26 protein-coding genes and 1 riboswitch are annotated in these 26569 nt (G+C 72.1%); of the genes, 21 read left to right on the forward strand and 5 right to left on the reverse strand.

The annotated features are described in order from the left end of the window. Window positions 1-125 precede the first annotated feature (125 nt). Window positions 126-256, forward strand: a riboswitch (FMN riboswitch). A 149-nt stretch (window positions 257-405) separates the two neighbouring features. The 11 genes from ribD to OG207_RS34760 all read left to right on the forward strand — a co-directional run bounded on the left by ribD (window position 406) and on the right by OG207_RS34760 (window position 11464). After that, window positions 406-1557 (forward strand): bifunctional diaminohydroxyphosphoribosylaminopyrimidine deaminase/5-amino-6-(5-phosphoribosylamino)uracil reductase RibD, encoded by a 1152-nt coding sequence (gene ribD / locus OG207_RS34710; RefSeq protein WP_402696822.1) that lies wholly within the window; start codon window positions 406-408, stop codon window positions 1555-1557. Continuing rightward, window positions 1558-2181 carry a riboflavin synthase gene (locus OG207_RS34715; RefSeq protein WP_329104156.1) on the forward strand — a complete coding sequence of 208 codons (624 nt, stop codon included), beginning with the start codon at window positions 1558-1560 and terminating at the stop codon, window positions 2179-2181. Continuing rightward, window positions 2178-2831, forward strand: a complete 654-nt coding sequence (locus OG207_RS34720) for a nicotinamide mononucleotide transporter family protein (protein ID WP_329104158.1) — start codon at window positions 2178-2180, stop codon at window positions 2829-2831. The genes OG207_RS34715 and OG207_RS34720 overlap by 4 nt, the downstream gene beginning before the upstream one ends. Further along, entirely contained in the window at window positions 2828-4117 is a 1290-nt protein-coding gene (locus OG207_RS34725; protein WP_329104159.1) for a bifunctional 3,4-dihydroxy-2-butanone-4-phosphate synthase/GTP cyclohydrolase II, read from the forward strand. The genes OG207_RS34720 and OG207_RS34725 overlap by 4 nt, the downstream gene beginning before the upstream one ends. Before the next feature lie 63 nt (window positions 4118-4180). Next, window positions 4181-4666 carry a 6,7-dimethyl-8-ribityllumazine synthase gene (gene ribH / locus OG207_RS34730; protein WP_030775419.1) on the forward strand — a complete coding sequence of 162 codons (486 nt, stop codon included), beginning with the start codon at window positions 4181-4183 and terminating at the stop codon, window positions 4664-4666. A 58-nt stretch (window positions 4667-4724) separates the two neighbouring features. Continuing rightward, entirely contained in the window at window positions 4725-5006 is a 282-nt protein-coding gene (locus tag OG207_RS34735) for a phosphoribosyl-ATP diphosphatase (protein ID WP_329104162.1), read from the forward strand. Window positions 5007-5062: 56 nt separating this feature from the next. Then, entirely contained in the window at window positions 5063-5911 is an 849-nt protein-coding gene (gene hisG / locus OG207_RS34740) for an ATP phosphoribosyltransferase (RefSeq protein WP_329104165.1), read from the forward strand. A 77-nt stretch (window positions 5912-5988) separates the two neighbouring features. After that, on the forward strand, window positions 5989-6453 hold the full coding sequence (locus OG207_RS34745) for a PH domain-containing protein (protein ID WP_329104167.1): 465 nt from the start codon (window positions 5989-5991) through the stop codon (window positions 6451-6453). Window positions 6454-6653: 200 nt separating this feature from the next. Then, complete coding sequence (locus OG207_RS34750; RefSeq protein WP_329104169.1) at window positions 6654-8054, forward strand: hemolysin family protein; 1401 nt, start codon at window positions 6654-6656, stop codon at window positions 8052-8054. Further along, complete coding sequence (locus OG207_RS34755) at window positions 8051-9094, forward strand: hemolysin family protein (RefSeq protein ID WP_329104171.1); 1044 nt, start codon at window positions 8051-8053, stop codon at window positions 9092-9094. The genes OG207_RS34750 and OG207_RS34755 overlap by 4 nt, the downstream gene beginning before the upstream one ends. 555 nt (window positions 9095-9649) lie before the next feature. Continuing rightward, window positions 9650-11464, forward strand: coding sequence for a hypothetical protein (locus tag OG207_RS34760; protein WP_329104173.1), 1815 nt, complete (start codon window positions 9650-9652; stop codon window positions 11462-11464). 172 nt (window positions 11465-11636) lie between these two features. On the opposite strand, the gene OG207_RS34765 is transcribed toward OG207_RS34760, so the two are convergent. Together OG207_RS34765 and OG207_RS34770 are read right to left on the reverse strand one after the other, a co-directional pair. Further along, on the reverse strand, window positions 11637-13556 hold the full coding sequence (locus OG207_RS34765) for an AAA family ATPase (RefSeq protein WP_329104175.1): 1920 nt from the start codon (window positions 13554-13556) through the stop codon (window positions 11637-11639). 378 nt (window positions 13557-13934) lie between these two features. Next, window positions 13935-14567, reverse strand: coding sequence for a uridine kinase family protein (locus OG207_RS34770; protein ID WP_329104177.1), 633 nt, complete (start codon window positions 14565-14567; stop codon window positions 13935-13937). 126 nt (window positions 14568-14693) lie between these two features. Between OG207_RS34770 and OG207_RS34775 the strand changes: the two genes are divergently transcribed. The 5 genes from OG207_RS34775 to OG207_RS34795 all read left to right on the forward strand — a co-directional run bounded on the left by OG207_RS34775 (window position 14694) and on the right by OG207_RS34795 (window position 19266). Beyond that, window positions 14694-16085 (forward strand): peptidase C39 family protein, encoded by a 1392-nt coding sequence (locus OG207_RS34775; RefSeq protein ID WP_329104178.1) that lies wholly within the window; start codon window positions 14694-14696, stop codon window positions 16083-16085. Window positions 16086-16183: 98 nt separating this feature from the next. Then, on the forward strand, window positions 16184-16615 hold the full coding sequence (locus OG207_RS34780) for an SPW repeat protein (protein WP_030010692.1): 432 nt from the start codon (window positions 16184-16186) through the stop codon (window positions 16613-16615). A gap of 238 nt (window positions 16616-16853) precedes the next feature. Beyond that, window positions 16854-17006 carry an SCO1431 family membrane protein gene (locus tag OG207_RS34785; RefSeq protein ID WP_329104181.1) on the forward strand — a complete coding sequence of 51 codons (153 nt, stop codon included), beginning with the start codon at window positions 16854-16856 and terminating at the stop codon, window positions 17004-17006. A 250-nt stretch (window positions 17007-17256) separates the two neighbouring features. After that, entirely contained in the window at window positions 17257-17946 is a 690-nt protein-coding gene (locus OG207_RS34790; RefSeq protein ID WP_402696817.1) for a TetR/AcrR family transcriptional regulator, read from the forward strand. A 147-nt stretch (window positions 17947-18093) separates the two neighbouring features. After that, entirely contained in the window at window positions 18094-19266 is a 1173-nt protein-coding gene (locus OG207_RS34795) for an acyl-CoA dehydrogenase family protein (RefSeq protein ID WP_329104182.1), read from the forward strand. A 6-nt stretch (window positions 19267-19272) separates the two neighbouring features. Here the strand turns inward: OG207_RS34795 and OG207_RS34800 are convergent, their stop codons facing one another. After that, window positions 19273-19413, reverse strand: a complete 141-nt coding sequence (locus tag OG207_RS34800) for a hypothetical protein (RefSeq protein WP_329104184.1) — start codon at window positions 19411-19413, stop codon at window positions 19273-19275. 298 nt (window positions 19414-19711) lie between these two features. Next, a complete protein-coding gene (locus tag OG207_RS34805; RefSeq protein ID WP_402696814.1) occupies window positions 19712-20107 on the reverse strand; it encodes a diadenosine tetraphosphate hydrolase in 396 nt (131 codons plus the stop codon). 214 nt (window positions 20108-20321) lie between these two features. Between OG207_RS34805 and OG207_RS34810 the strand changes: the two genes are divergently transcribed. Next, window positions 20322-21455 carry a hypothetical protein gene (locus tag OG207_RS34810; RefSeq protein ID WP_329104186.1) on the forward strand — a complete coding sequence of 378 codons (1134 nt, stop codon included), beginning with the start codon at window positions 20322-20324 and terminating at the stop codon, window positions 21453-21455. A gap of 15 nt (window positions 21456-21470) precedes the next feature. Next, a complete protein-coding gene (locus OG207_RS34815) occupies window positions 21471-22562 on the forward strand; it encodes a phosphotransferase family protein (RefSeq protein WP_329104189.1) in 1092 nt (363 codons plus the stop codon). A 16-nt stretch (window positions 22563-22578) separates the two neighbouring features. Here the strand turns inward: OG207_RS34815 and OG207_RS34820 are convergent, their stop codons facing one another. Then, window positions 22579-23058, reverse strand: a complete 480-nt coding sequence (locus tag OG207_RS34820) for a hypothetical protein (RefSeq protein ID WP_329104191.1) — start codon at window positions 23056-23058, stop codon at window positions 22579-22581. Between the two features lie 217 nt (window positions 23059-23275). Between OG207_RS34820 and OG207_RS34825 the strand changes: the two genes are divergently transcribed. The 3 genes from OG207_RS34825 to OG207_RS34835 all read left to right on the forward strand — a co-directional run bounded on the left by OG207_RS34825 (window position 23276) and on the right by OG207_RS34835 (window position 26544). Further along, window positions 23276-23716 (forward strand): Lrp/AsnC family transcriptional regulator, encoded by a 441-nt coding sequence (locus OG207_RS34825; RefSeq protein WP_030011705.1) that lies wholly within the window; start codon window positions 23276-23278, stop codon window positions 23714-23716. A 62-nt stretch (window positions 23717-23778) separates the two neighbouring features. Further along, window positions 23779-25407: an amidohydrolase gene (locus OG207_RS34830; RefSeq protein ID WP_329104193.1), complete on the forward strand. Its 1629-nt coding sequence runs from the start codon at window positions 23779-23781 to the stop codon at window positions 25405-25407. Between the two features lie 303 nt (window positions 25408-25710). Continuing rightward, window positions 25711-26544 carry a polyprenol monophosphomannose synthase gene (locus OG207_RS34835; RefSeq protein WP_329104195.1) on the forward strand — a complete coding sequence of 278 codons (834 nt, stop codon included), beginning with the start codon at window positions 25711-25713 and terminating at the stop codon, window positions 26542-26544. The last annotated feature ends 25 nt before the right edge of the window (window positions 26545-26569 follow it).

Consider the following 26569-nt stretch of genomic DNA (forward strand, 5'->3'; position numbering starts at 1 on the left):
GTCTGGACCAATCCCGTCCGACTTGACAAAGTCCGCATCGGTGCCGACCCCCTGTGAGCCAGGCCACACCGCATCACCCGCATCGCGCCCGATCGGACATGGCAGACTGGCTGGAGTACCAGTAGCAGCGCACTCCGGGGTCGGTGTAATTCCGAACCGGCGGTTATAGTCCGCGACCCGTCCGCAGCCAGCGGCCGGTTGACCAGGTGAGATTCCTGGACCGACGGTTAAAGTCCGGATGGGAGGCAGTGCGCGGCGGGCCAGTCACCGGTACGCCGCCGTCGGCGGTTCATCGGCACATCCCTGCGGATGTGCCCGGTCGAACCGTTTCTCCGGCCTCGGCGTCCCCTGTGTGCTGTACCGCTTCATCTGTCGTATCCCGACAGGCCCCGGAGTCCGTGCCCGATGAGGCAGGAGGACCCGGTGGCGACACACGCCGCGCACGCAGCACCCGACGCGGACACCCGTGCCATGCGCCGAGCCATCGAGCTCGCGGCCCGCGGACTCGGCTCCACCAGCCCCAACCCGGTCGTCGGCTGCGTCATCACCGACGCTTCGGGCGCGATCGTCGGCGAGGGCTGGCACGAGCGGGCCGGCGGCCCGCACGCCGAGGTCCACGCCCTGCGCGCGGCAGGCGAGGCCGCCCGCGGCGGCACCGCCTACGTCACCCTCGAACCCTGCAACCACACCGGCCGTACGGGGCCCTGCGCCCAGGCCCTCGCAGGCGCCGGCATCACCCGCGTGGTCTACGCCGTATCCGACCCGAACCCGCAGGCCAGCGGCGGCGGCGCCACCCTGCGCGCCGCCGGGATCGACACCACGGCCGGGCTCCTCGCGGACGAGGCCGAGGCGGGCAACGCCGCCTGGCTGACCTCCGTGCGCCTGGGCCGGCCGCACGTCACCTGGAAGTACGCCGCCACCCTCGACGGCCGCAGCGCCGCCGCGGACGGCAGCAGCCGCTGGATCAGCTCCGCCGAGTCCCGGGCCGACGTCCACCGGCTGCGCGCCGAGAGCGACGCCGTCCTCGTCGGCGGCGGCACCCTGCGCGCCGACGACCCGCACCTCGCCGTCCGCGGCGTGGAAGGCGCCGTGCAGCCGCTGCGGATCGCCCTCGACGCCCGCGCCGAGCTCCGGCCGACCGCCCGCATCCTCGACGACGCCGCACCCACCCTGCTCGTCGTCGGCGAGGACGCCGACACCCGGCACCTGCCCGGTGTCGAACTGCTCCGGCTGCCCCTGCACGACGGCCGCATCGCAGTCCACGACCTGCTCACCCGACTCTTCCAGCGCGGCCTGCGCTCCGTCCTGCTGGAAGGCGGGCCCACCCTGGCCGGCGCCTTCTTCGAAGGCGGCGCCGTCGACCGCGTCGTCGGCTACATCGCCCCGGCCCTGCTCGGCGCCGGCCCCGCGGCCCTCGCCGACGCCGGGATCAAGAACATCTCCGCCGCGCAGCGCCTCGACATCACCGAGGCCGTCCACATCGGCCCCGATCTCCGCATCACCGCAGTCCCCGTCCCCGCACCCACCGCCACCGCCACCGCCACCAAGGAGCACTGAGTGTTCACCGGAATCGTCGAAGAACTGGGCGAGGTCACCGCTGTCGAGCAGCTCGAGGAAGCCTCCCGCTTCCGGCTGCGCGGCCCCCTCGTCACCGAAGGCGCCAAGCACGGTGACTCCATCGCGGTCAACGGCGTCTGCCTCACGGTCGTGGAGACCGCGGACGGCGAGTTCACCGCCGACGTCATGCAGGAGACCCTGAACCGCTCCAGCCTCGGCGCCCTGACCCAGGGCTCCCGGGTCAACCTGGAGCGTCCGATGGCCCTCGGCGGACGGCTCGGCGGCCACCTGGTCCAGGGGCACGTAGACGGAACCGGCGAGATCATCTCCCGGACCCCCTCCGAGCACTGGGAGATCGTCAAGGTCGCCCTCCCGAAGAACCTCTCCCGCTACGTCGTCGAGAAGGGCTCCATCACGGTCGACGGCGTCAGCCTCACCGTGGTCGAGGCCGCGGCCGACTGGTTCACCATCAGCCTCATCCCCACCACCCTCGCGCTGACCACCCTCGGCATCAAGCAGAGCGGCGACCCCGTCAACCTCGAGGTCGACGTCCTCGCCAAGTACGTCGAGCGCCTGCTGGCCGCCGGCGTGAACCCCCTGCACGCGGCGGGAGACGAGCAGTGACCGCCCTGAACTGGCTCAACGCGGAGGCCTTCACCGTCTTCGGCCAGAAGGTCATCTGGTCCGACATGATCGGCAACCTGATGGGCCTGGCCGCGCTCGCGCTCGGCTGGCGCCGCTCCATCTGGACCTGGCCCGCCCAGCTCCTCTCCGGCCTGATCCTCATCGCCGCCTACGCCTCCGCCCACCTCGCGGGCGGCGTCGGCAAGCAGCTCCTCGTCATCGGCGTGGCCGTCTTCGGCTGGCGCGCCTGGCAGCGCGGCCGCCAGCAGGCCCAGGACGGCTCCATCGCCGTGCGCACCGCCACCTGGAAGGAGCGCGGGCTCCTCCTGGCCGGTGCGGCGCTCGGCACCCTCGCCGTCGGCGGCCTCTTCACGCTCTTCCCGAACCTCTCGTGGAGCCCGTGGGCCGACGCGTACATCTTCGTCGGCACCATCGTCGCGATGGTCGCCCAGGCCCGCGGCCTCGTCGAGTTCTGGTTCGCCTGGCTCCTCGTCGACCTGGTCGGCGTCCCGCTCGCCTTCAGCAACGGGCTGGCCTTCTCCGGCCTCGTCTACGTCGTGTACTTCGCCCTCGTGCTGTGGGGCGCCTACGACTGGTACCAGCGTTCCCGCACCAACCCCGCCCCGGCCCTGGAAGGAGCAACGGCATGACCAGCCTCAAGCCCGTGCCCGACATCCCCGAAGAGACCTTCCGCCTCGACCCCGTCGAGCAGGCCATCCGCGACATCGCGGCGGGCCGCCCCGTCGTCGTCGTCGACGACGAGGACCGCGAGAACGAGGGCGACCTCGTCATCGCCGCCGAGAAGGCCACCCCCGAGATCATCGCGTTCATGATGAGCGAGTGCCGCGGCCTGATCTGCGCCCCGATGGAGGGCGCCGAGCTGGACCGGCTCGAGCTCCCCCAGATGGTCACGAACAACACCGAGTCGATGAAGACCGCCTTCACCGTCTCCGTGGACGCGAGCGCCGCCCACGGCGTCTCCACCGGCATCTCGGCCGCCGACCGCGCCACCACCCTGCGACTCCTCGCCGACGGGGTCTCCGAGCCCGGTGACTTCGTCCGCCCCGGCCACGTCTTCCCGCTGCGCGCCAAGCCCGGCGGCGTCCTGGTCCGCAACGGCCACACCGAGGCCGCCGTGGACCTCGCCCGCCTCGCGGGCCTGCGCCCTGCCGGCGCCATCGTGGAGATCGCCGGCGAGGACGGCGTCATGCTGCGCCTGCCCGAGCTGATCCCCTTCGCCCGCAAGCATGGCCTGACGATCATCTCCATCGAGGACCTGATCGCCTACCGCCGCTCCGCCGAGCCCACCGTGCGCCGCGAGGCCGAGGTCAGCCTGCCGACCGCCTTCGGCGAGTTCACGGCGTACGGCTACCGCTCCACCGTCGACGGCGTCGAGCACGTCGCCCTCGTCCACGGCGAGGTCGGCGACGGATCCGACATCCTCGTCCGGATCCACTCCGAGTGCCTGACCGGCGACATCTTCGCCTCCCAGCGCTGCGACTGCGGCCCCCAGCTGCACGCCTCCATGGAACGCATCAAGGCCGAGGGCCGCGGCATCGTCGTCTACCTGCGCGGCCACGAGGGCCGCGGCATCGGGCTCCTGTCCAAGCTGCGCGCGTACGAGCTCCAGGAGCGCGGCCGCGACACCCTCGACGCCAATCTGGAACTCGGCCTGCCCGCCGACGCCCGCGACTACGGCGCCGGCGCCCAGATCCTCGCCGACCTCGGCGTGCACGGCGTCCGGCTGATGACCAACAACCCCGAGAAGTCCGACGCCCTGGTCCGGCACGGCATCACGGTCACCAGCCGGGAGTCGATGCCGGTGGAGGCCGGCGAGCACAATCTGCGGTACCTGCGCACCAAGCGGGACCGGATGGGTCACGACCTGCCCTGGCTGGACGGGCCCGTGACCACCTCCGCCTGCGGCAACCAGTAAGCACGCACCACCACCCGTACGCACATCCACCCCACCCATCACGAACCACCAAGGAGCAGAGCTGTGAGCGGCAAGGGCGCACCCGAACTGAGCGTGAAGAACTGCGGAGACCTCCGAGTCGCCGTGATCGCGGCCCAGTGGCACGAGAAGGTCATGGACGGACTGGTCGACGGAGCCCTGCGGGCCCTGCACGAGCTGGGCATCGACGAGCCCACCCTGCTCCGGGTCCCCGGCAGCTTCGAGCTCCCGGTCGTGGCGAAGGTGCTGGCCGGTCGCGGCTACGACGCCATCGTCGCCCTCGGCGTGGTCATCCGCGGCGGCACCCCGCACTTCGACTACGTCTGCCAGGGCGTCACCCAGGGCCTGGTACAGGTCTCGATCGACACCGGAGTCCCCGTCGGCTTCGGAGTACTGACCTGCGACAACGACGAGCAGGCGCTGGACCGCGCCGGGCTCGAGGGGTCGAACGAGGACAAGGGGCACGAAGCGGTCACCGCCGCGGTCGCCACCGCCATGACCCTGCGCACCGTGAGCGAGCCCTGGCGCTAGTCCAAGGAGTGAACCCCGGCACCGGGGCACCCGGGTGAGCCCGTACTCTAAGGGCATCATGGCTGACAAGACCCCCAAGACCTTCGAGGAGCTCTTCGCCGAGCTCCAGCGCAAGGCCGCCGAAGGCGACCCCAGCACCTCCCGCACCGCCGAGCTCGTCCACAAGGGCGTCCATGCCATCGGCAAGAAGGTCGTCGAGGAGGCCGCCGAGGTCTGGATGGCCGCCGAGTACGAGGGCAAGGAAGCCGCCGCCGAGGAGATCTCCCAGCTGCTCTACCACGTCCAGGTGATGATGGTGGCGCGGGGGATCTCCCTCGACGACGTCTACGCGCACCTCTGAACCCCGGCACGCACACCCGCCCGCAAACCCGTAATCCACGCCCCAAAGGAAGCCCCATGCTGCGCATCGCCGTCCCCAACAAGGGTTCACTCTCCGGACCGGCGTCGGCGATGCTCCATGAGGCCGGTTACCGGATGCGCAAGGAGTCCAAGGAGCTCGTGGTCGTCGACCCCGAGAACGAGGTGGAGTTCTTCTACCTCCGCCCCAAGGACATCGCGATCTACGTCTCCTCGGGCAAGCTCGACATCGGCATCACCGGCCGCGACCTGCTGCTCGACTCCGGCGCCAGCGCCGAGGAGATCCTGCCGCTGAACTTCGGCCGCTCCACCTTCCGCTACGCCACCACCCCCGGCACGGCGAAGGGCCCCGAGGACTTCGGCGGGATGACGATCGCGACCTCGTACGAGGGGATCGTCGCCAAGCACCTCGCCGAGAAGGGCATCGACGCCTCCGTCGTGCACCTCGACGGTGCGGTCGAGACCGCCATCCAGCTCGGCGTCGCCCAGATCATCGCGGACGTCGTCGAGACCGGCACCAGCCTGCGCAACGCCGGACTGGAGGTCATCGGCGAGCCGATCCTCACCTCCGAGGCCGTCGTCATCCGCGGCAACGGCGCCGACGCCGACGACCCGCAGGTCCAGCAGTTCCTGCGCCGCCTGCAGGGCGTCCTGGTGGCCCGCAGCTACGTGATGATGGACTACGACTGCCGCGCCGAGCACCTGGAGCGCGCGGTCGCCCTCACCCCCGGCCTGGAGTCGCCGACCGTCTCCCCGCTGCACAACGAGGGCTGGGTCGCCGTCCGCGCGATGGTCCCCGCCAAGGAAGCGCAGCGGATCATGGACGACCTGTACGAGCTCGGCGCGCGCGCGATCCTCACCACCTCGATCCACGCCTGCCGCCTCTAGCCCGTCCCTCGGGCCCGGCGTGCAACCCGGCACGCCGCCCACCGACCCGCACGCCACCTCCAGAAGGCACCGCACCAATGGCCGAGTCCGCCGCCCAGCCCGCCGCACCCACCCTGCCGGTCACCTTCCGGCCGACCCGCACCCGGGTCGTCCTGCTGGGCGTCGGCCTCGCCATGTTCGTCACCATCACGGCGATCGCCCTGCTGCTGGAGAACCTCAGCCCGGGCGAGCGGATCAGCTTCGTCTTCACCGCCGTCCTGATGAGCTCCGTACTCGTCCTGCTCAGCCGCCCCAAGGTGGTCGCGGACGAGACCGGCGTCACGGTCGTCAACCTGACCAACACCCGCCGCCTGGAGTGGGCCCAGATCCTGCGGGTCAACCTCCGCCCGGGCGACCCGTGGGTGTTCCTCGACCTCAGCGACGGCACCAGCCTGCCCGCCCTCGGCATCCAGCCGGGCATCGCCAAGCAGCAGGCGATCGGCGACGCCCGAGCCCTGCGCACCCTGGCCGAAACCCACGGAACGGGCACCGGCGACCACTGAGTCGGCCGATCCCCACGGCTGCGTACCGTTGCGGCCGGGATCTCAATGACTACCCTGGTGGCGGGGCGCAGCCGTGCGCCCTCCCATCGGCCCCGGGACCTCGTGGCCCGTGGGCACCTGCGACTTGAGGAGTGACTCCCTCCAGCAATGGACGGATCGTCCGGTAGTACCCGCGCCGCCCTCCCCTCGGAGGCGGCGGCATGACCATCCCGCTACTTCTTCTTGCGGCGGCCTTCGCCCTGATCCTCGCCAACGGTTTCTTCGTGGCCGCCGAGTTCGGCCTCGTGACCGTGGAGCGACCCGACGCCGAACGCGCCGCAGCCGACGGAGACCGCCGTGCCCGCACGGTGGTCAAGGCCCTACGGGAGCTGTCCTTCCAGCTCTCCGGCACCCAACTCGGCATCACCATCACCTCCCTCGTGGTCGGCATGCTCGCCGAGCCCGCCCTCGCCGCACTGCTGGCCGGGCCGCTCGCCGCGACCGGCCTGCCGAAGGGAGCCGTCTCCGGTGTCGCCGTCGTCATCGGCATGCTGCTCGCCTCCGCCGTCCAGATGGTCGTCGGCGAGCTCGTCCCGAAGAACTGGGCGGTCTCCCGACCGCTCCAGGTGGCCCGCTTCGTCGCCGGCCCCCAGCAGGTCTTCTCCCGCGCCTTCCGTCCGGTCATCGCCGGCCTCAACGCCGTGGCCAACCGCCTCGTGCGGGCGCTCGGCGTGGAACCGACCGAGGAGATGGCGTCCGCCCGGACCCCCGGCGAGCTGCTCTCCCTGGTCCGCCATTCGGCGCAGGCCGGCGCCCTCGAACAGGACACCGCCGACCTCTTCGTCCGGACCCTCTCGCTGGGCGAGCTCACGGCCCAGCACGTCATGACCCCCCGGGTGAAGGTCAGCGCCCTGATGCACACGGCGACCGCGGCCGACGTGCTCAACCTGACCCGCGCCACGGGCCTGTCCCGCTTCCCCGTCTACCGCGACCGCATCGACGAGATCACCGGCGTCGTCCACCTCAAGGACGCGCTCGCCGTGCGCGAAACCGAACGCGACCGCACGAGCGTGAGCCGGATCTGCGTCGCCCCGCTGCTGGTGCCCGGCTCCCTGCCGGTGCAGCCGCTGCTGGAGCGGCTGCGCAGCGAGCAGCCGATGGCCGTGGTCGTCGACGAGTACGGCGGTACCGCCGGCGTCGTCACGCTGGAGGACATCGTGGAGGAACTCGTCGGCGAGGTCCGCGACGAGCACGACCTCGCCGAGGACGAGGCCCCCGAACTGGCCGCCGTACCGTCCGAGGACGGCCGCCCCTCCTGGGAGGCCGACGGCAGCTGCCGGGTGCAGACCCTGCGCCGCATAGGCCTGGAAGTGCCCGAAGGCCCGTACGAGACCGTCGCCGGCCTCGTCGCCGACCTGCTCGGCCGGATCCCCGCCCCCGGGGACCGCGCGGAACTCCCCGGCTGGAAGCTGTCCGTCCGCCGCGTCGGCCGCAACCGCGCCGAGCGGGTCCGGCTGGTCCGGCTGGCGGCGGTGCCCGCGGCCGGTGCGTACCGGCCCGCGGCCGACGGCGCGGCCGTGCCCGAACCGAAGCGGGCCGAGCTGGAAGGCGCCGCCCGATGAACGCGCTCCAACTCCTCTTCGCCCTGTTGCTGGTCCTCGCCAACGGCTTCTTCGTCGGCGCCGAGTTCGCGCTCGTCTCCGTACGGCGCAGCCAGATCGAGCCCCTCGCGGCCGGTTCCAAGCGGGCCCGCCAGGTGCTCCACGGCTTGGAGAACCTGCCCCGCATGATGGCCGCCGCACAGTTCGGCATCACCGTCTGCTCGCTCACCCTCGGCGCGGTCGCCGAGCCCACCGTGGCCCGGCTGCTGGAGCCCTTCTTCCACGCCGTCCACGTACCGCAGGGCCTGATCCACCCCCTCGGCTACGCGTTCGCGCTCGCCGCCGTGGTCTTCCTGCACCTGGTGATCGGCGAAATGGTGCCGAAGAACCTGGCCATGGCGGCCCCGGAGAAGACCGCCCTGTGGTTCAGTCCCGGCCTGGTGGCCTTCGCCCGCCTGTGCGGGCCGGTCACCACCGCGCTCGGTGCCTGCGCCGCGCTCGTCCTGAAGCTCTTCAAGGTGGAGCCCAAGGACGAGGTCGAGGCCGTCTACACCTCCGCCCAGCTGGGCCGGCTCCTCAAGGACTCCCGGCAGGCCGGGCTCCTGGAGCCGGTCGAGCAGGAGCGGCTGGAGGACGCGCTGGAACTGGGCAGCCGCCCCGTCACCGACGTCCTCCTCGGACCGGACCGACTGGTCACGGTCGGCCCGGCGGTGACCCCGCGGCAGATCGAGCAGTTGACCGTCCGCACCGGCTACTCCCGTTTCCCCGTCCGTGCCGACAGCGGCGCCTTCATGGGCTACCTGCACGTCAAGGACGTACTGGACCTGGAGGACAGGGAGCGGGCCGTCCCGCAGCGGGTCTGGCGCCGGATGACCACGCTGTGCGCCACCGTCCCGCTGGACGACGCCCTCGGCGTCATGCGCCGGGACGCCACGCACCTCGCGCAGGTGGCGGATCCGGGGGGCCGGGTCCTCGGCCTGGTCGCCCTGGAGGACGTCCTCGAAATGCTGGTCGGCGAGGTCCGCGACCCGGCCCACCGGGTGGCGCCCGCCCGCCGCTAGGCCGTCGACCGGTCGTTCCGCCCCCGGGCCCTCGCGGGTCCGGGGGCAGAGCTCGTGGGAGGAGGCGTCCAGATCGCGGGCGACGTGGACGAAGCCGGTGTGGACGAAGCCGGTGCGGACGAAGTCGGTGTGAGGTCAGTCACACAAGGTCGGTTCGGGTGCGTTCCGGTGAACCTCGACCGGGTCCCGGCCGTCTTGATGGCCGGATCGTCGGTTCGGGTATCCGGGCTGGACTTCACGGTCTGCGACGCGGAACACTACGATGCCAGCGATCTTCCGGCGTCCCGGTCCGGCTCCGGCCGTGGGACCTCCGGGATGCACGGGGGTCCGGTCACCGTACGTCGGCCGCCTCGCGATTGACCGACCGATCCCCGTTTAGCCAGTAGCCGACGGGGGCAAGACGCCGGTTTGCTAGCGTGTCGGACGTGGAGTCCCGTCGGTCATGCCGGGGACGCGTGTCGCCGGGGAGTCCCCGGCCGATGCCCGCTGACCTCGCTCGCCCTGCCGAGCCGGCCCGACCTGCGGCAGAGTGCCGCTTCACGGAAGCGATGTGACATGACGGATTTGGCACCGAACATCATCGGCGCCCCCTCCAGCACGCCGGACAGCGCCAAAGGCGCCCCGTCCGACGGGAAGTCGACGGCCCGGTCGGGCGGCCGCTTCGACCGCTGGACGCAGAAGCGCTGGTTCCTCCCGCTGGCGGAGGTCGTGGTCAGTGTCGTCGTCGCCCTCGGCTTCATGCTGCTGTGTACGCACATCAGCGTCAACCCCGTCACCCGGATCGGTCAGGTCAGCGGCCTCGCCAAGGTCCAGCAGTACGCGGCCCTGATCGGCATACCCGTCCTCGCGGCGCTGCTGTTCCTCGCCTACCGGGGCACCCTGCGCTACTACCGGGTCGCACAGCGGCTGGTGTGCGCGGCCCTCGCGGGCCTGGCCACCGGCATCGTCGCGGGCGGCATCGCTGTCGCCCTGAACGGCACGCCGTGGGGCCTGGGCGGCCAGGAGGGCGACCCCGGCAACCTCATGGGCATGGCCAACGACATGATGCGCCACAAGGGCCTGCCCGGGGTCTACCCGCCCCTGTTCCCCGCCCTGCTCGCGCTCTGGGCCAAGGCCTTCCACAACGGCATCGCCGATGTGGGCCACGCCCTCAAGGACCTGCAGCTGATCCTCAGCGCACTGGTCGGCCCGATGGCCTACGTCGCGTGGCGACTGATGCTGCGTCCGTTCTGGGCGATGGCCATCGCCGTACCGGCCTCGATCGTCTTCCTCGACCCGATCCGCCCCTACAGCCACGGCTCCATGCTCGTCCTGCTGCCGCTGCTGGCCGCCGCCTTCCGCGAGATCCGCCGGGCCGACCAGCTCACGACGCGCTCCGCAGTACTGCGCGGCCTCGGCTTCGGCATCGTGTTCGGCGTCATGTTCCTCTGGTACTCCGGTTGGTACCTGTGGGCCGCTCCGGGCGGGTTCGTCCTCGGCCTGCTGCTGTTCCCGTGGCGCCGCGGCCGGATCGCCGTCAAGCGTGCTCTGATCTTCCTCGGCGCCATGCTGGCCACTGCCGCGGTCATCGGCGCGCCGCTGCTGTACCAGCTGGCCCGCCTGGGCGCCTCGACGGTGGACCGCTACGCCTACATCAACACCTACCTCGACCCGGCCTACGTGATGGGCTGGGCGTCCGACCGCGCCGGCGAGCAGACCTACTACAACTTCCCGGTGTCCGGCGAGCTGGCCGGCCAGACCGGCTTCGGCATCCTGCTGCTCCTGGGCGTGGGCATCGGCGTGGGCCTCGGCCTGCGCAACACCGTGGTCCGCACCGCCGGCTTCGTCCTCGCCGGCGCCTGGCTGCTGCGCTTCTGGTTCGCCTCCCACATGGCGCACAACCAGGCCGTCCAGCTGTACCCGCGCACCACCTGGATCATCTTCTACTGCCTGATCATCCTGGCCGTCCTCGGCCTGATGCTCACCTACGAGCGCGGCTTCGGCTGGATCCGCGGCACGCTCCAGGAGGTCGCCCCGGCCCGGGCCGCCCGGATCTCCCCGCGCCTGCTGTCCCAGCTGGCCGCCGGCCTGATCTGCGTGACCGCCCTGTTCGCCACCATGGGCGCCTCCTGGTCGGCCAACCGCTTCATGCCGTCCACCAACCCGAGCGTCGAGGACCTCGGCCTGGACGCGCTCCGCGCCCACCAGCAGCAGCTGCCGAACGGGAAGTGCCCCAAGTACTCGCCCTACAAGGGCAAGCAGGAGTGCGTCCCGGTCAACATGAAGCTGTCCGAGTACGTCTTCGTGCCGCCGGCGCGGCCCAGCCTCTGGTGCGCCAACACGACCGCCGAGAACCACGACCTCGTCTGCGGTCGCCAGCCGAAGAACTGACCGCTCAGGTCCGCACGCCGCCGGGGCCCGTCACGACGGGCTCCGGCGGCGTGCTGCTGACCGGGCGTTCCGGCCACCAGCCGGGACTGCCGTGCCGTCCGCGATCCACAACGGCCCGACCCGTGCGGGGGCCGCTGCCCGAACGGCAGCACCCGTCCGCCGCGCGACATCCTCAGAAGGCCGGGGGCTCCGGCCGTTCCTGGGGGCCGCGGCCCGACAGCACCTCCCCGTACGCCTGCATCAGGTCGGGCAGCCGCAGCGTCGCCAGGTCGTCCCGCGACGGCTCACCTGCGAAGCCGGCCAGCCGCAGGTCCCGGTACGCGCAGCTCTTCTCGTACAGGGTCCGCAGGAAGCGGCCGTTGCCGAGCTCGTCGATCCAGCCCTGTTCCACCACGTGCGCGCTGATGCTGCGCAGCTCCTCCAGCGCCTCCTCGTCCCAGTGGTCCCCGTTCGCGTCGGCCAGCACCCCGCCGATCGCGGTCAGTTCCAGCGGCCGGTAGCTGGGGAAGTCCACCCGGGTGGTGAACCGCGAGGACAGCCCCGGATTGGCGGCCAGCAGCCGGTCCATCCCGGCCGGATAGCCCGCCAGTATCACCACCAGGTGGTCCCGGTTGTCCTCGGCCCGCTTCAGGAGCACCTGCAGGGCCTCGTCGCCGTACGCGTCGCCCTTGCTGTAGCCCGAGTTGGACAGCGAATAGGCCTCGTCCACGAACAGCACCCCGCCGATCGCCGAATCGATCAGCTCGTTCGCCTTCACCGCCGTCTGCCCCAGGAACTCGCCCACGAGGTCGGCCCGCTGGGCCTCCACCAGATGGTCACCGCCGAGCAGCCCCAGCGCGTAGAACACCCGGCCCAGGATCCGGGCCACGGTCGTCTTGCCCGTACCGGAGGGCCCGGAGAACACGAAGTGCCGCTTCGGCGGCTGCACCGGCAGCCCCTGACCCGCCCGGAGCCGCGCCATGTGAAGCTGTGCCGAGAGGGCCTTCACCTGCCGCTTGACCGGCTCCAGGCCCACCATCCGCTCCAGCTCCGCCAGCGCCTCGGCGAGCGCCGCCGGGTCCGCCGGCCCGGCCGGCAGCCCCTCGGGCGTGCCCCGTGGCGGCACCGGCGCCTTGCGCCGCGCACCCTCCACGCGTCCCGCCGGGGGAGCGGGCGGACCCAGCGGATCGGGCTCCACCTGACCGTCCGCCGCGATGTCCTGGACGGGCCCGCCGCCCAGCGCGACCGCCGCGAAGTCCCCGCCCGCCGGGGACGGGCCGTGCCCGCTGTAGCCCCCGTACGCGGCGTACCCCGCCAGGCCCGCCAGATCGGCCACGCCGTCGGTGTCGTCACCGTCCTCGATGGCCGTCAGCCGGGCCGCCGTGTCCATGAACGAGGGGTCCACCCGGTGCACCGCCCGGTACAGCGGCAGCGCCGCCGCACTGCGCCCGGTTCCCTCCCGCGCCCGGGCCAGCCAGTACCGCAACTCCTTGCGCTGGGGCTGCTCGCTGCGGCACCGCATCAGCGCCGCCGCCAGCATCGGCTCCGCCTGCCCGTACATCTCCAGCCGGACCCGCGCCATCCCGCCGAACAGCCCGGCCTCGATGCCCAGCAGCGGATCGTTGACCAGCGGCTCGGTGTGCCGGACCAGCTGCTCCCAGTCCTTGACCAGATAGGCCCGGCACGCGTGCAGGAACCGCACCTGCGCGTCGGTGTCCACCGGCGGCAGCGCGGCCAGGGCCTGGTCCAGTTCGGGCACGTGGCGGCCGTCCAGCCAGTGCGAGGCATGGGCGAGGAGCAGATCGCGCCGGCTCTCCAGCACCGGCTGCACCCACCAGCCCAGCCAGTACCAGGAGTTGAGCGTCCGACGGTGCCGGGCGCGCTGCTCGCCGAACCGGTCCCGGTGGGCGTACATGCGGAGTAACGCGTTGCCGGTGTCGACCCGGAGCGCGTGCAGGCCCAGCCATGCGTCCGCCATGGAGGGGTCGAGCCGTACCGCCGCCCGGAACTCTTCCTCGGCCTGCGGATAGGCGCCCACGGTGCAGGCGTCGACCCCGCGCAGCCAGGCCAGTTCGGCCGGGGCGTGCATGCTGCCCGGCGTGCCGAAATCCATCACGTCCCCCACAAGCCTGCCCCCGTGGTGCGCGGCAACCTCCGTGACGAGCACATGAGTTGCCCACTGCGCCGATGAAATCAGGGCTGCATCGTACCTGCGGTGACGCACCTTACGTAGGGCGCGACGGGCCCGGTTCCGGCGTGCGCCCCTGGGGTGAATGGTGACTCAGGGTGAAGGATCGGGGCGGATCGGCCGGGTGTGACGCCGTCGTGGAGGGCGTTCGTCGGCAGAACGAAGCCCCCGATCACGGGGGAACAATCGGGGGCTTCGTGTCCGCGGCAGCCTGTATGGCCGCGCATTGAGAACGTAAGGCCGTCGCGGTACCCAGGTCAAGCGGGTCGGCGAGGGCCCGGCGGGGCGGACTTCCGAGGCCGTTCAGGCCCGGGGGAGTTCGTTACTCCCGGTGACGGAAGTGGAGGCTCCTGCGGTCGCACGGGCCCCGGAAGACCACTCGTATCCCGTACCGCTCTGGCGTACCAGGGTGTCGGCGAAGGGGCGCGAAGGGTCGTGGGAGAAGTGCGCGCGCTCCGCGCGCTCCCATCCGTCCCAGAAGTCGGAAAGTTCGCGCCCGTCCCGGTTTCGGCCCCGCTGCCAGGACTGCTCGCGCGGCGTTTCCATCCACAGCAGCCGCGCCAGCCGCGGCCGCAGCGCTGCCCGCCCCGCGCCGACCCCCTCGACCAGGAGCACCGGCGCCGGCTCCAGCACCCGCTCCGGACCGAACCGGCGCTCCACCCAGTCGTACGGGGCCCAGTGAGCGGGCCGCCCGGCGGCGAGCGGCTCCAGCACCTGCGTGCGCAACCGCTCCTGCCAGTCGAACAGCTCCTCGTGGGTGGCCACGTCGTCCAGGTGCAGCACGGGCGCTCCCAGCGCCTCGGCGAGCCGCCCCGCGAAGGTGCTCTTCCCGGACCCGGCGTGCCCGTCGATCCCGATCAGGCGCACCGGGCCGAGGGAGGGCGGCAGGGCGGCGAGCTCCCGGGCGAGTGACTCAAGTGACTGGTGTGGCTCCACCCGACCAGCGTAGACAGGCCCGACACGGCCCGTGGCTTCGGGCCGCCGCGGCCGGGAACTGCAAGGGTGATGCCGGACGCCACTGGAGAGCTGCCGAACCGCCGACCCGCCCTGGGGGAACACGCGATGACCGAATCCACGCCGCGCAGGACCGTACTCGTCGCCGCGCTCGCGGTCGCCACCGCGGCCACCGCCGCCACCGTCTCCGGCGGCAGCGCCTCGGCGGCCCCTCCCGCTCCTCCCACCCCTGACGTTCCTCCCGCCCCGCGGGCCCCGGGCCCCACCGTCGACAACCGCTTCTGGTACTCCTACGGCCACTGGCTCGCGGGCACCCACCAGGGCACCACAGCCGTCGGCGGCGCCCGCCCCGGCCTGGAGATCGCAACGGCTGTCGGCCGCACCGAGTACGCCGACCCGCACACCGGCCGCAAGAGCACCTGGGAGTACGCCACCTGGACCTCCCCCGTGCACCGCTCCACCGTGCCCGCCACCGAGGCCATCGCCTCCTGGAACGCCCGCACCCCGGCCGGGACCTGGATCCAGATCGAACTGCGCGGCACCTACACCGACGGCACCGCCACCCCCTGGTACGTGATGGGCCGCTGGGCCTCCGGCGACGCAGACATCCGCCGCACCTCGGTGGACGGCCAGAGCGACGGCAGGTCCACCGTCTGGACCGACACCCTCGCCCTCGACCCCCCGGCCGCCACCGCCGGCCTGCGGATCGCGGCCTGGCAGCTGCGCCTCACCCTGTACCGCAGGCCCGGCGCCGAGCGCGGTCCCACCGTGCGGCTCGCGGGAGCCATGGTCTCCGACGTCCCGGACCGCTTCACCGTCCCGGCCTCTGTCCCCTCCCGCACGGCCCACGAGCTGGAGGTCCCGCGCTACTCGCAGGAGGTCCACGCCGGCCGGTACCCCGAGTACGACAACGGCGGCGAGGCCTGGTGCAGCCCCACCTCCTCGCAGATGATCATCGAGTACTGGGGCGGCAGGACCGCCCCCTCCGACCTGACCTGGGTCGACCCGAAGTACTCCGACCCGCAGATCTGCCACGCGGCCCGCTCCACCTACGACGCCGCCTACAAGGGCTGCGGCAACTGGCCCTTCAACGCCGCCTACGCCGCCACCTACCGCGGGCTGGCCGGAGTCGTCACCCGCCTCACCTCCCTGACCGACCTGGAAACCCTCGTCCGGTCCGGCATCCCGGCCATCACCTCCCAATCCTTCCGCCCCGACGAACTCACGGGCGCGGGCTACGGCACCGCCGGCCACCTGATGACCGTCATCGGTTTCACCGCCGCCGGCGACGTGATCGCGAACGACCCCAACTCGCGGGACAACCCCGCCGTGCGCCGCGTCTACAAGCGTGCCGAGTGGGAGAACATCTGGCTCCGTACGAAGCGCACGGGGGTATCCGGCAAGGTCACCTCGGGCTCGGGCGGCATCTGCTACCTCTATGCGCCGGCCCGCCTGAGCCGGGCGCAGTTCCGGGCGCTGCGGGCGGTGGGGGTGTTGTGAGGAAGGCGCGAATTTGCCCGTTGACCAAGGGCCATGGATAGGCGGAACATGATGGGGTAAATGGCACATAAAGGCTTCTCGGTAGGAGGCGGCCGGCCATGACCACCCATCCCAGCATCGAGCACCACCCCGATCTCGCCGAGATGCGCACTCGGTTCGAGCGGGTGACCACCACTCCCCGGGCGCAGGCCGTCGAAGCGCTGGCCCTGATCACCGGCCTGTACCTGGCCGCCTCGCCGTGGATCGTGGGGTTCAGCGGCCTCACCCCGCTGGCCATCAACAACCTGATCGCCGGCCTGGCCTTCTGCCTGTGCATGAGCGGTCTGGGCTCCGCCTACGAGCGCACCCACGCGATGGCGTGGACGGCGGTCGCCCTCGGCGCGTGGACGATCATCGCCCCGTGGGCCATCGCCGGTGAGATGGACACGACGCGAACGGTGGTCAGCAACGTGATCGCCGGAGGTGTCGCCCTGTGCCTTGGCCTCGCGATGGCGGGCATGGCGAGCCGCGACCGCGAGTCCCGCGCCTGACGGGGGCGCCGGAGGGAGCGCCCGATGAATGCACGCGCCGGGTCCCGATCGACGAGGTCGGGGCCCGGCCGTCTGCCGCCGGGACCCGACCCCGATCGGCCCCGTCCATCTCCCAGCCCGTCTCCCCCCGCCCATCTCTTCGCCCGCGACCCTGTCGGTGTATGTCAGTGTTTGCGTGATGCATGCCACCCGTGACGTCCCTACCGCGAAAGCCGCGAACACTGGCACATTGGACGCCATGACTGCCGACAGCGCCGCCCCCATCGCCGCTCCCCGGGACCTCGTCCGGACCGGGGGTCCCAAGGACGACTCCACCTGGCTGGAGCACGTGCTCGGCTGGACCCTCGTGGTCGTCGTCGCCATGTTCGTCACCCAGATCGGCTGGCTCTGACCCCCTCCCGGTCCGGGATCACGAGGCCGCCGGTCGCAGCGCGCCCGTGACGATCGCGCCCGAGATCACGGGCGCCTGCCCGGCGTCGACCCGGGTCACGAAGACGAGCGGCGGCGTGATCGGCCGCGCCGCAGTGCTCGGGCAGCGGCCCGCGGAAGGCCGTCCGATGCACAGGAAGTGCGAAAAGAGCTCGGCGCACAGGTCTGTCCTAAGGTGGGCGTCCTGTGGCGGTTCGAGGCTAGGGCTGAATTTGAGTAGTGGTCAACAGCGGGGAACGACGGGCCGATCGCAGGCGCGCAGGGCCGAACTCATAGCCACCGGACGCAAGTTGTTCGCAGACACTTCGTACGACGCGCTCTCCATGGACGACATCGCCAAACACGCGGGCGCCGCCAAGGGGTTGATCTACTACTACTTCGACAGCAAGCGCGGCTACTACCTCGCCATCGTCGAGGACTCCGTGGCCGAGCTCATCGCCCGGGCCGGCGGCGACACCGACCTCCCCGGCGCGGAGCGCGTCCGTCGCACCGTCGACGGCTACCTGCACTACGCCGAGCACCACCGCGCCGCCTACCGCACCATCGTCACCGGCGGCGTCGGATCCGACGCCGAGGTCCTGGCCATCCGCGACACCGTCCGCGAGGAGCTCGTCGCCACCATCGCCGAAGCCGCGTACGGACGCCGCACCCTCCCGCCGATCGCCCGCCTCGCCCTCGTGGGCTGGCTCTCCGGGGTCGAAGGAGCCACCCTGGACTGGATCGGGGCACTCGGCGCCCCTGACCAGCCCGATCGCACCGAGCTCGGGGCCCTGCTGGTGCGCCAGCTACGCGCGACACTGGAGGTGATCGAGGAGTTCGTCCCGGAGTGTCCGGCACCTCCCGGCCACGAAGAGCCGTTCGATCCGCTCGGTGATCTTGCCCCGGTGACGGGAAGCCCCTGATCGGGCATACTCAAGCCGCCGCAGCCTCTGAACAGCCCCTTCCGTGACCCGGGAGGGCAGCATCGGCTGTGGAATTACCGAGACCCGGTGGCGCGTCCCACACCTCACGCGTCGCCGCCGTGCCCGACCAGGGAGGAGAGCGCCGCCATGACTGACCGCGCCCCGCAGCCGGTGGACCGACAGCTGCCCACCGAGGAGTCCCGGGACCTCCTCGCCCTCGTACGCGAGATCGCGCAGCGGGAGATCCGTCCCAAGGCGGCCGAGGAGGAAGACTCCGGCCGGTTCCCGCGGGAGGTCTTCACCCTGCTCTCCGAGGCAGGCCTGCTCGGCCTTCCCTACCCCGGTGAATTCGGCGGCGGCGAGCAGCCGTACGAGGTCTACCTCCAGGTCCTCGAGGAGCTGGCCGCGGCCCGCCTGACCGTCGGCCTCGGCGTCAGCGTGCACTCCCTGGCCTGCCACGGCCTCGGCGGCTACGGCACCAAGGAGCAGCAGAGCGCGCACCTCCCCGCGATGCTCGGCGGCGGCCTGCTCGGCGCCTACTGCCTCTCCGAGCCGGCCGCCGGCTCCGACGCCGCCTCGCTCACCACCAAGGCGGTACGGGACGGCGACGACTGGATCATCACCGGCACCAAGGCCTGGATCACCCACGGCGGGGTCGCCGACTTCTACACCGTCCTCGCGCGCACCGGCGTCGAGGGGCCCAAGGGCATCACGGCCTTCCTGGTCCCCGGGGACGCGGAGGGCCTGACCGCGGCCGTGCCCGAGAAGAAGATGGGCATGAAGGGCTCGCCCACCGCCCAGCTGCACTTCGACGGCGTACGGGTCCCCGACGCCCGCCGCATCGGCGAGGAGGGGCAGGGCTTCAGCATCGCCCTGGCCGCACTGGACGCCGGGCGCCTGGGCATCGCCGCCTGCGCCATCGGCGTCGCCCAGGCCGCACTGGACGAGGCCCTGACGTACGCACTGGACCGCAAGCAGTTCGGGCACCCGATCGCGGACTTCCAGGGGCTGCGCTTCATGCTGGCCGACATGGCCACCAAGATCGAGGCCGGTCGGGCGCTCTACCTCGCGGCGGCGCGGCTGCGCGACGCCGGCAAGCCGTTCTCCCGCCAGGCGGCCATGGCCAAGCTGTTCTGCACGGACGCGGCGATGGCCGTCACCACGGACGCGGTGCAGGTCCTCGGCGGGTACGGCTACACGGCGGACTTCCCCGTCGAACGGCTGATGCGGGAGGCGAAGGTGCTCCAGATCGTGGAGGGCACCAATCAGATCCAGCGCATGGTCATCGCCCGCCACCTGGCGGGCCCGGAGACGCGCTGACCGCGGTCAGTACAGCCCGCTGCTGGTCGTGGGCCAGACCGGGGAGGACGTGAGCCGCGACCACTCCGGGTCGCGCCGGCCGGGCAACGTCCGGCCGGCATCCGCCCACCGCGTCAGCAGGTCCAGGTAGATCGGCGGATCCGTCACCTGCGATGCCTGCGGGGCCTGCTCACGCGGCCGCTGAACCGATTCTTCGAATCCCGGCGCCACCAGTCGACGCCTTCGGCCCGTTGAAGACTGAAGCATGGTCATACCTCGCCAACGCAGAACCGAAGGGCCGGGTAATCGCCCCCGAGGTGCGCCCATCCGTTCGAGGCGTCGCCGGGTGCGGGGCGGGGGCGGCGCGGCGGGGGGTGGTGTGGCGGCCGGACGGCGCTTTCGGCGTCGGCCGCTGACCGTCACCGATCAACGGGTCCGTCGACCTCCGGTCGGCGGACCCGCACCCTCAACGGGCGTCTGACAGCTGGTCCAGCTCCGCGCCGATCGCTCCGCGCAGTGCGTCATGGTGCGGACCGAGTGCGAACGTGCTGTCGCTCCACCTCTCGCGCGGATACAGCCAGACGGGCATGCCCACGAGATCGGCCGGCTCCCATTCGAAACGCGGCCACACGTGCGCGTGCAAGAAGCCGTCGGTGTTGCCGAGGATCTCCAGGTTCACCCGGCGGAAGGCCGGGTCCAGACGCCTGCAGGCTCGCTCGACCGCTTCCCCCAGCCGATCCATGTCGGACAAGAAGGCCAACCGCCTCGCCTTCGGTAGGTCCGACAGCCGTTGCACGGCCGGGTCGTCCGTCAGGAGCACCGAGTATCCGGCCGGGTGACCCCCGCCCACCGAAGCCACCACCGTGCCACCCGACCCCGCCCGACAGACTTCCCGCCCCCGAAGCCCCCGCCCCCCACCTCACCCCACCGGGAGCTCCCGGCATATCGCGCCGGTCTGTCAGAGCGTGCCAGAAGGGTGGCCCCGGGGCTTGTTTCTGACGTACCGTCATATTTGCTCGAGCCGCCGCTCCACGTACTCCCAGCCGTTTCGAAGCCGCCCGTCCAGGAGGTTCGCCATGCCCGCCGACCGGCCCGTCGCGCTCGACGAATACCCGATCCACCAGGCGCCCTTGTCGATGAAGCACGTCGTCAGCGGTGACCGCAACGCCTACGACCGGTGCATCTTCCACGTCTTCGACCACGCCGGCCGCGCCGTCCTGATACTCGGCCTCGGCGTCTACCCCAACGCAGGGGTCATCGACGCCTACGCCACCCTCCGCATCGGCGACGAGCTGCTCGCCGTCCGGGCCTCCGACGCCCTCGGTGACGACCGGACGAACCTCTCGGTGGGACCTCTGTCCATCACCGTCGACGTACCGCTCAAGCGGCTCACGCTGCGCTGCGCCGCCGATCCGGCGGACCCGCACGGGCTCTCGTACGACATCACCTGGACCGCCGAGTTCCCCGCCGTCTGGGAGCCGCACCACGTCCAGCGGCGCGGCGACCGCCTCATGCTCGAAGGCCGCCGCTTCGTGCAGGCCGGCCAGGTCACCGGAACCATCCGGGCCAAGGGGGAGGAGCTCATCCTCACGCCGGGGGAGTGGACCGGCACCCGCGACCGGAGTTGGGGCGTGCGGCCGATCCCCGGGGAGGAAGGGGGGCGCGCGGCCGACGAGTACCGCCCCGAGGGCTTCCACTGGCTGTGGATCCCGGTCCGCTTCGAGGACCGCTTCGTCATGGTCATCGCCCAGGAGGACGCCGACGGCCACCGCACCCTGAACGAGGCCGTGCAGGTCTTCCCGGAGGACCGCGGACGCCACGACGTCCAACTCGGCTGGCCGCACACCGAGATCCGCTACCGGCCCGGCAGTCGGCACCCCGAGCGGGCCGTCGTCCACCTCACCGACCCCTCCCGCAAGCCCCTCGAACTGGGCGTGGAGATCCTCAACTCGTCCCCGCTCGCCGTCGGCGCCGGATACCCGCCCGCCGCTGACTGGCAGCACGGCACCTGGCAGGGCCGCGGCTGGAGCGACCGCCGCGTCTACGACCTCTCCGACCCCGCGGCCCACCCGATGGCCGCCTTCGGAGTGACCGACCACTCGGCCCGCTTCACCCTCGACGGGCGGATCGGCCACGGCATCTTCGAACACGGCAGCTTCGGGCGCCACGACCCGAGCGGTTTCGCCGACCACTCCTCCGTCGCCCAGTAGGAAAGGGGATCCACCATGGCCACCGCGCCACGACCGCGCACCTCCACCCGGGAGCCCGAGGAGCTCGCCCGCCGCCTCGCCGCCTGGTTGGACACCAGGCTCCCCGGCGCGCGGGTCACGGGCGTCTCGGTCCCCGGGTCCAACGGGATGTCCAGCGAGACCCTGCTCTTCGACATAGAGCACCCCGACACCCCGCTGCGCGCCTGCGCGCTGCGGCTCGCCGCCGACCCGGCCGCCTACACCGTCTTCCCGACGTACGACATGCCGCGCCAGCACCGCGTGATGAGCCTGGTCGCCCGGCACACGGACCTGCCCGTCCCGCGCGTGCAGTGGCTGGAGGAGGACCCGGTGCCGCTGGGTGCGCCGTTCTTCGTGATGGCCCGTGCGGAGGGCCGGGTCCCGCCCGACGTCATGCCCTACACCTACGAGGGCAACTGGCTGCACGCCGCCACCGACGCCGAGCGCGCCGCCCTCCAGGAGGCGAGCATCTCGCTGCTCGCCCGACTGCACGACCAGTTCCCCGCCAAGGAGGCCGAGTTCCTCCTCCCCGACGGTGAGGGCACGCCGCTGCGCCGGCACGTGGACGCCCAACGCGCCTACTACGAATGGGTGGTGGGCGGTCTCGCGCCGTCCCCGCTCATCGAGCGGGCGTTCGCCCGCCTGGAGGAGCTGTGGCCGCGGGACGAGGGCCCCGCCGTCCTGAACTGGGGCGACGCCCGCATCGGCAACGTCGTCTACGACGGCTTCACGCCGGTGGCCGTACTGGACTGGGAAATGGCGGCGTACGCCCCGCGCGAGGTGGACCTCGGCTGGATCGTCTACCTGCACCGGTTCTTCCAGGACCTCACGGTCGGCTCCGGCCAGCCCGGCCTGCCGGAATTCCTGCGCCGCGAGGACCTGGAGCGCCGGTACGCCGAGCTCACCGGCCACACCCCGCGGGACATGGAGTTCCACACCCTCTACGCGGCCCTGCGGCACGCGATCGTGATGCTGCGCATCGCCTACCGGCAGGCCCACTTCGGGGAGGCGGAGGTTCCGGCGGACCCGGACGGCTTGATCCTGCACCACGCCAGCCTGGCCGCCATGGTGCAGGGGACGTACTGGTAGGCGGGCGGAGCGGCCGTCAGGCCGCCTGCGCGTGCTGCTGCCGCGTCTGCGCCTGCGGCCGCGGCAGCACGGGGCTCACCACGCGGATCGGGCGCGAGCCCGGACCGCCGACGTGGGAGAAGGGCTGGGTCCGCCAGTCCAGCCCCTGGGGCAGGGTCGACAGGACGACGGATTCGCGCTCCTGAGCCTCCACCGGCTGGATCATGCCGACGGTGGGCAGGGCGTCGCTCGCGGGCCGGCCGGTGCCCGCGCACACGGTGAGGCCGAAGGGGTTCCAGGGGGTCAGGCAGAGGGCGTGCTGCGGGAGGAACTCCTCGTCCGCGACGAGGGCGATCGACTGGCCGCAGTCGGGGCAGATCGCGTGGTGGATCTCGAACCTCTCGATCTCGTCGAGGTAATCGCCGTCCCCGCCGTCGTCCGGGTACGTACCGTCCTCGGAATCGAGCGGTTCCAGGGGCTCCGGTTCGGTGCGACCGGCGCGCTTGGTGTTCAGCATGGATGTACTCCCCCTTGGGTGGGCCGGGCGGGCAGGTTCTTCGGCCTCGGCCACAGCAACCAATTCCCGTCGAGCGTCACGAGTAACCACAACAGACAGGCCTCCACCTGCATACCCCTGTGGCCTTGGTCACATGCCTGCTGCAGATGCCTCCAGTGGGCGGACAGCACTGGGCCTGGAGCGCCCTTGGGCCGTAAGTTGAGCGGCTATGAGCGCAATGGAGGAGCTGGACCGCCAGATCGTTGATCTGCTCGTGCGGGACGGGCGGATGAGCTACACGGATCTGGGCAAGGCCACGGGACTGTCGACGTCGGCAGTCCATCAGCGAGTACGACGTCTGGAGCAGCGCGGGGTCATCCGAGGCTATGCGGCCGTGGTCGATCCGGAGGCCGTCGGCCTGCCGCTGACCGCGTTCATCTCGGTCAAGCCCTTCGACCCGAGCGCCCCGGACGACATCGCCGACCGGCTGGCCGGCGTTCCCGAGATCGAGGCCTGCCACAGCGTCGCGGGCGACGAGAACTACATCCTGAAGGTGCGCGTCGCCACCCCGCTGGAGCTGGAAGACCTCCTGGGTCGGCTGCGCGCCCTCGCCCACGTCTCGACGCGCACGACGGTCGTCCTGTCCACCCCCTACGAGGCGCGCCCGCCCCGCGTCTGACCCGCGCCCGAGCGGGGACCCGGTGGTCGGGCCGGAGTGGGCGACGCGGGACACTGGTCGGCATGACTGACCGCACCGCCCACTCCGCCGACGCCGCCGGAGCACCGACCAGGACCGTCCTCCTCCGTGGGGGCGAGGTGCACAGCCCCGCCGACCCCTTCGCCACCGCGATGGTCGTCGAGCGCGGCCGCGTCGCCTGGGTCGGCTCTGAGGGCGCCGCCGACGCCTTCGCGCAGGGCGTGGACGAGGTCGTCGACCTCGGCGGCGCGCTCGTCACGCCGGCGTTCACCGACGCCCACGTCCACACCACCTCAGCGGGCCTGGCCCTCACCGGGCTGGACCTCACCGGGGCGCGCACGCTGTCCGCCGCGCTGGACCTCGTACGCGCCCACGCGGCGAGCCGCCCGGCCGACCGGGTGCTCCTCGGGCACGGCTGGGACGCCGCCCGCTGGCCCGAGCGCCGGGCCCCGCACCGCGTCGAGCTGGACGAGGCCACCGGCGGCCGCCCGCTCTACCTCAGCCGCGTCGACGTGCACTCGGCCGTGGTCACCACCGCCCTGCTCGCCCTCGTCCCGGGGGTACGGCCCGACGACGACCGGCCGCTGACCGGTGACGACCACCACGCCGTGCGGCGGGCCGCGCTGGCCGCCGTCACCCCCGCCCAGCGCGCCGAGGCGCAGCGGGCCGCACTCGACCGGGCCGCCTCCCTCGGCATCGGTTCCGTCCACGAGTGCGGCGGGCCCGAGATCTCCTCCGCCGAGGACTTCACCGGTCTGCTGGCCCTGGCTGCCGAGCGGCCGGGGCCGCGCGTCTTCGGGTACTGGGCCGACCGGGACCTCGGACTGGCCAAGGAGCTCGGGGCGGTCGGAGCCGCCGGGGACCTGTTCGTGGACGGTGCCCTCGGCTCGCACACGGCCTGTCTGCACGCCCCGTACGCGGACGCCCCGCACACCGGCACCGAATACCTCGACGTGCACGCCGTCGCCGAGCACGTGGCCGCCTGTACCGAAGAGGGTCTCCAGGCCGGATTCCACGCCATCGGGGACGCTGCGATCACCGCCGTCGTCGAGGGCGTCCGGGCGGCCGCCGAGAAGGTCGGGCTGGCCCGGGTCCGCGCCGCCCGCCACCGGGTGGAGCACGCGGAGATGATGACCCCCGCCACCATCGCGGCCTTCGCGGAGCTGGGGCTGACCGCCTCGGTGCAGCCCGCGTTCGACGCGGCCTGGGGCGGCGAGGACGGGATGTACGCGGACCGGCTCGGTGCCGGGCGGGCCCGCACCCTCAACCCGTACGCGGCCATGCTCAAGGCCGGCGTCCCGCTGGCCTTCGGCTCGGACGCGCCCGTCACCCCGCTCGACCCGTGGGGCACCGTCCGAGCGGCCGCCTTCCACCGGACCCCCGAGCACCGGATCTCCGTACGGGCCGCCTTCACCGCCCACACGCGGGGCGGCTGGCGGGCGCTGGGCCGCGACGACGCGGGCGTCCTCGTTCCCGGCGCCCCGGCCGACTACGCGGTCTGGCAGACGGGTGACCTGGTCGTCCAGGCCCCCGACGACCGGGTCGCCCGCTGGTCCACCGACCCCCGCTCGGGCACCCCCGGACTGCCCGACCTGACCCCCGGATCGACGCTGCCGGTGTGCCTCGCCACCGTCGTCGGCGGGCGGGAGGTATTCGTACGCCCACAGGGGTGATCCGGTCGGCCTCGGTTCGGTACGGGCGGTCGGACCCGGATAGGTTCGGCCGGGTCCACCACTAGGAAATCCGTGCCGGACGACTCCGTCTGCGCAGCGCGCCCGCGCCTCGGGGGCGAGGGAAGGTTTCGCCGGGCGGCGGTGGCCCGGGTCGGGGTCCGCGGTCCAGTAGACAACGGTCACGGCGGCCCGCAGCCAGCGGGTGTCTGACCGGCCCGAAGGACCGCGGGCCCCGGCCACTGTTCTAAAGTCATCCTCTGCGACCAGACGTACAGGACGTGCACGAGCACAAAAGGGGACTCAGTGAGCGACGGCGGACAGCGGACCTACGGACCGCTCGGTACAGCCTTGGTGATCATTCCGACCTACAACGAGGCGGAGAACATCGGGCTGATCGTCGGGCGTGTGCGCGCGGCCGTGCCCGAGGCCCACATCCTCGTCGCGGACGACAACAGCCCGGACGGCACCGGCAAGCTCGCCGACGAGCTGGCGGCGGGCGACGACCACGTCCACGTGCTGCACCGCAAGGGCAAGGAGGGGCTGGGCGCAGCCTACCTGGCGGGCTTCGTCTGGGCCCTGGAGCAGGGGTACGGGGTGATCGTCGAAATGGACGCCGACGGCTCCCACCAGCCCGAGGAGCTGCCCCGCCTGCTGACCGCGCTGGCCGGCGCGGACCTGGTCCTGGGCTCCCGCTGGGTGCCGGGCGGACGGGTGGTGAACTGGCCCAAGAGCCGTGAGTTCATCTCGCGCGGCGGTTCGACGTACTCCCGGCTGATGCTGAACCTCCCGATGCGGGACGTGACCGGCGGCTACCGGGCCTTCCGCCGGGAGACCCTGGAGGGGCTGGGGCTGGACGAGGTGGCCTCGGCGGGCTACTGCTTCCAGGTCGACCTGGCGCGCAGGGCCGTGCAGAAGGGCTTCCGCGTGGTGGAGGTCCCGATCACGTTCGTCGAGCGCGAGTTCGGCGACAGCAAGATGAGCAAGGACATCCTGGTCGAGGCCCTGTGGCGGGTCACCCAGTGGGGCATCAAGGCCCAGGCCTCCAAGCTGCTGGGCAAGGACAGCGCTACGGACAGCGGTACGGGCAGTGGTACGGGCAGCGGCACGCAGACCGGCAAGCCGGGAAGCGGAGCCTGACGGGCCGGCCGGACCCGGGCACCCC

Origin of the sequence: Streptomyces sp. NBC_01439 (assembly GCF_036227605.1) — a bacterium.
Classification (GTDB): Bacteria; Actinomycetota; Actinomycetes; order Streptomycetales; family Streptomycetaceae; genus Streptomyces.

What these genes read in the sequence shown, in the direction of transcription:
- ribD (WP_402696822.1), top strand. Translation starts at nt 406, where the DNA reads ATGAGGCAGGAGGACCCGGTGGCGACACACGCCGCGCACGCAGCACCC.
- OG207_RS34725 (WP_329104159.1), top strand. Translation starts at nt 2,828, where the DNA reads ATGACCAGCCTCAAGCCCGTGCCCGACATCCCCGAAGAGACCTTCCGC.
- OG207_RS34735 (WP_329104162.1), top strand. Translation starts at nt 4,725, where the DNA reads ATGGCTGACAAGACCCCCAAGACCTTCGAGGAGCTCTTCGCCGAGCTC.
- hisG (WP_329104165.1), top strand. Translation starts at nt 5,063, where the DNA reads ATGCTGCGCATCGCCGTCCCCAACAAGGGTTCACTCTCCGGACCGGCG.
- OG207_RS34745 (WP_329104167.1), top strand. Translation starts at nt 5,989, where the DNA reads ATGGCCGAGTCCGCCGCCCAGCCCGCCGCACCCACCCTGCCGGTCACC.
- OG207_RS34750 (WP_329104169.1), top strand. Translation starts at nt 6,654, where the DNA reads ATGACCATCCCGCTACTTCTTCTTGCGGCGGCCTTCGCCCTGATCCTC.
- OG207_RS34755 (WP_329104171.1), top strand. Translation starts at nt 8,051, where the DNA reads ATGAACGCGCTCCAACTCCTCTTCGCCCTGTTGCTGGTCCTCGCCAAC.
- OG207_RS34760 (WP_329104173.1), top strand. Translation starts at nt 9,650, where the DNA reads ATGACGGATTTGGCACCGAACATCATCGGCGCCCCCTCCAGCACGCCG.
- OG207_RS34765 (WP_329104175.1), bottom strand. Translation starts at nt 13,556, where the DNA reads ATGGATTTCGGCACGCCGGGCAGCATGCACGCCCCGGCCGAACTGGCC.
- OG207_RS34775 (WP_329104178.1), top strand. Translation starts at nt 14,694, where the DNA reads ATGACCGAATCCACGCCGCGCAGGACCGTACTCGTCGCCGCGCTCGCG.
- OG207_RS34780 (WP_030010692.1), top strand. Translation starts at nt 16,184, where the DNA reads ATGACCACCCATCCCAGCATCGAGCACCACCCCGATCTCGCCGAGATG.
- OG207_RS34785 (WP_329104181.1), top strand. Translation starts at nt 16,854, where the DNA reads ATGACTGCCGACAGCGCCGCCCCCATCGCCGCTCCCCGGGACCTCGTC.
- OG207_RS34795 (WP_329104182.1), top strand. Translation starts at nt 18,094, where the DNA reads ATGACTGACCGCGCCCCGCAGCCGGTGGACCGACAGCTGCCCACCGAG.
- OG207_RS34810 (WP_329104186.1), top strand. Translation starts at nt 20,322, where the DNA reads ATGCCCGCCGACCGGCCCGTCGCGCTCGACGAATACCCGATCCACCAG.
- OG207_RS34815 (WP_329104189.1), top strand. Translation starts at nt 21,471, where the DNA reads ATGGCCACCGCGCCACGACCGCGCACCTCCACCCGGGAGCCCGAGGAG.
- OG207_RS34820 (WP_329104191.1), bottom strand. Translation starts at nt 23,058, where the DNA reads ATGCTGAACACCAAGCGCGCCGGTCGCACCGAACCGGAGCCCCTGGAA.
- OG207_RS34825 (WP_030011705.1), top strand. Translation starts at nt 23,276, where the DNA reads ATGGAGGAGCTGGACCGCCAGATCGTTGATCTGCTCGTGCGGGACGGG.
- OG207_RS34830 (WP_329104193.1), top strand. Translation starts at nt 23,779, where the DNA reads ATGACTGACCGCACCGCCCACTCCGCCGACGCCGCCGGAGCACCGACC.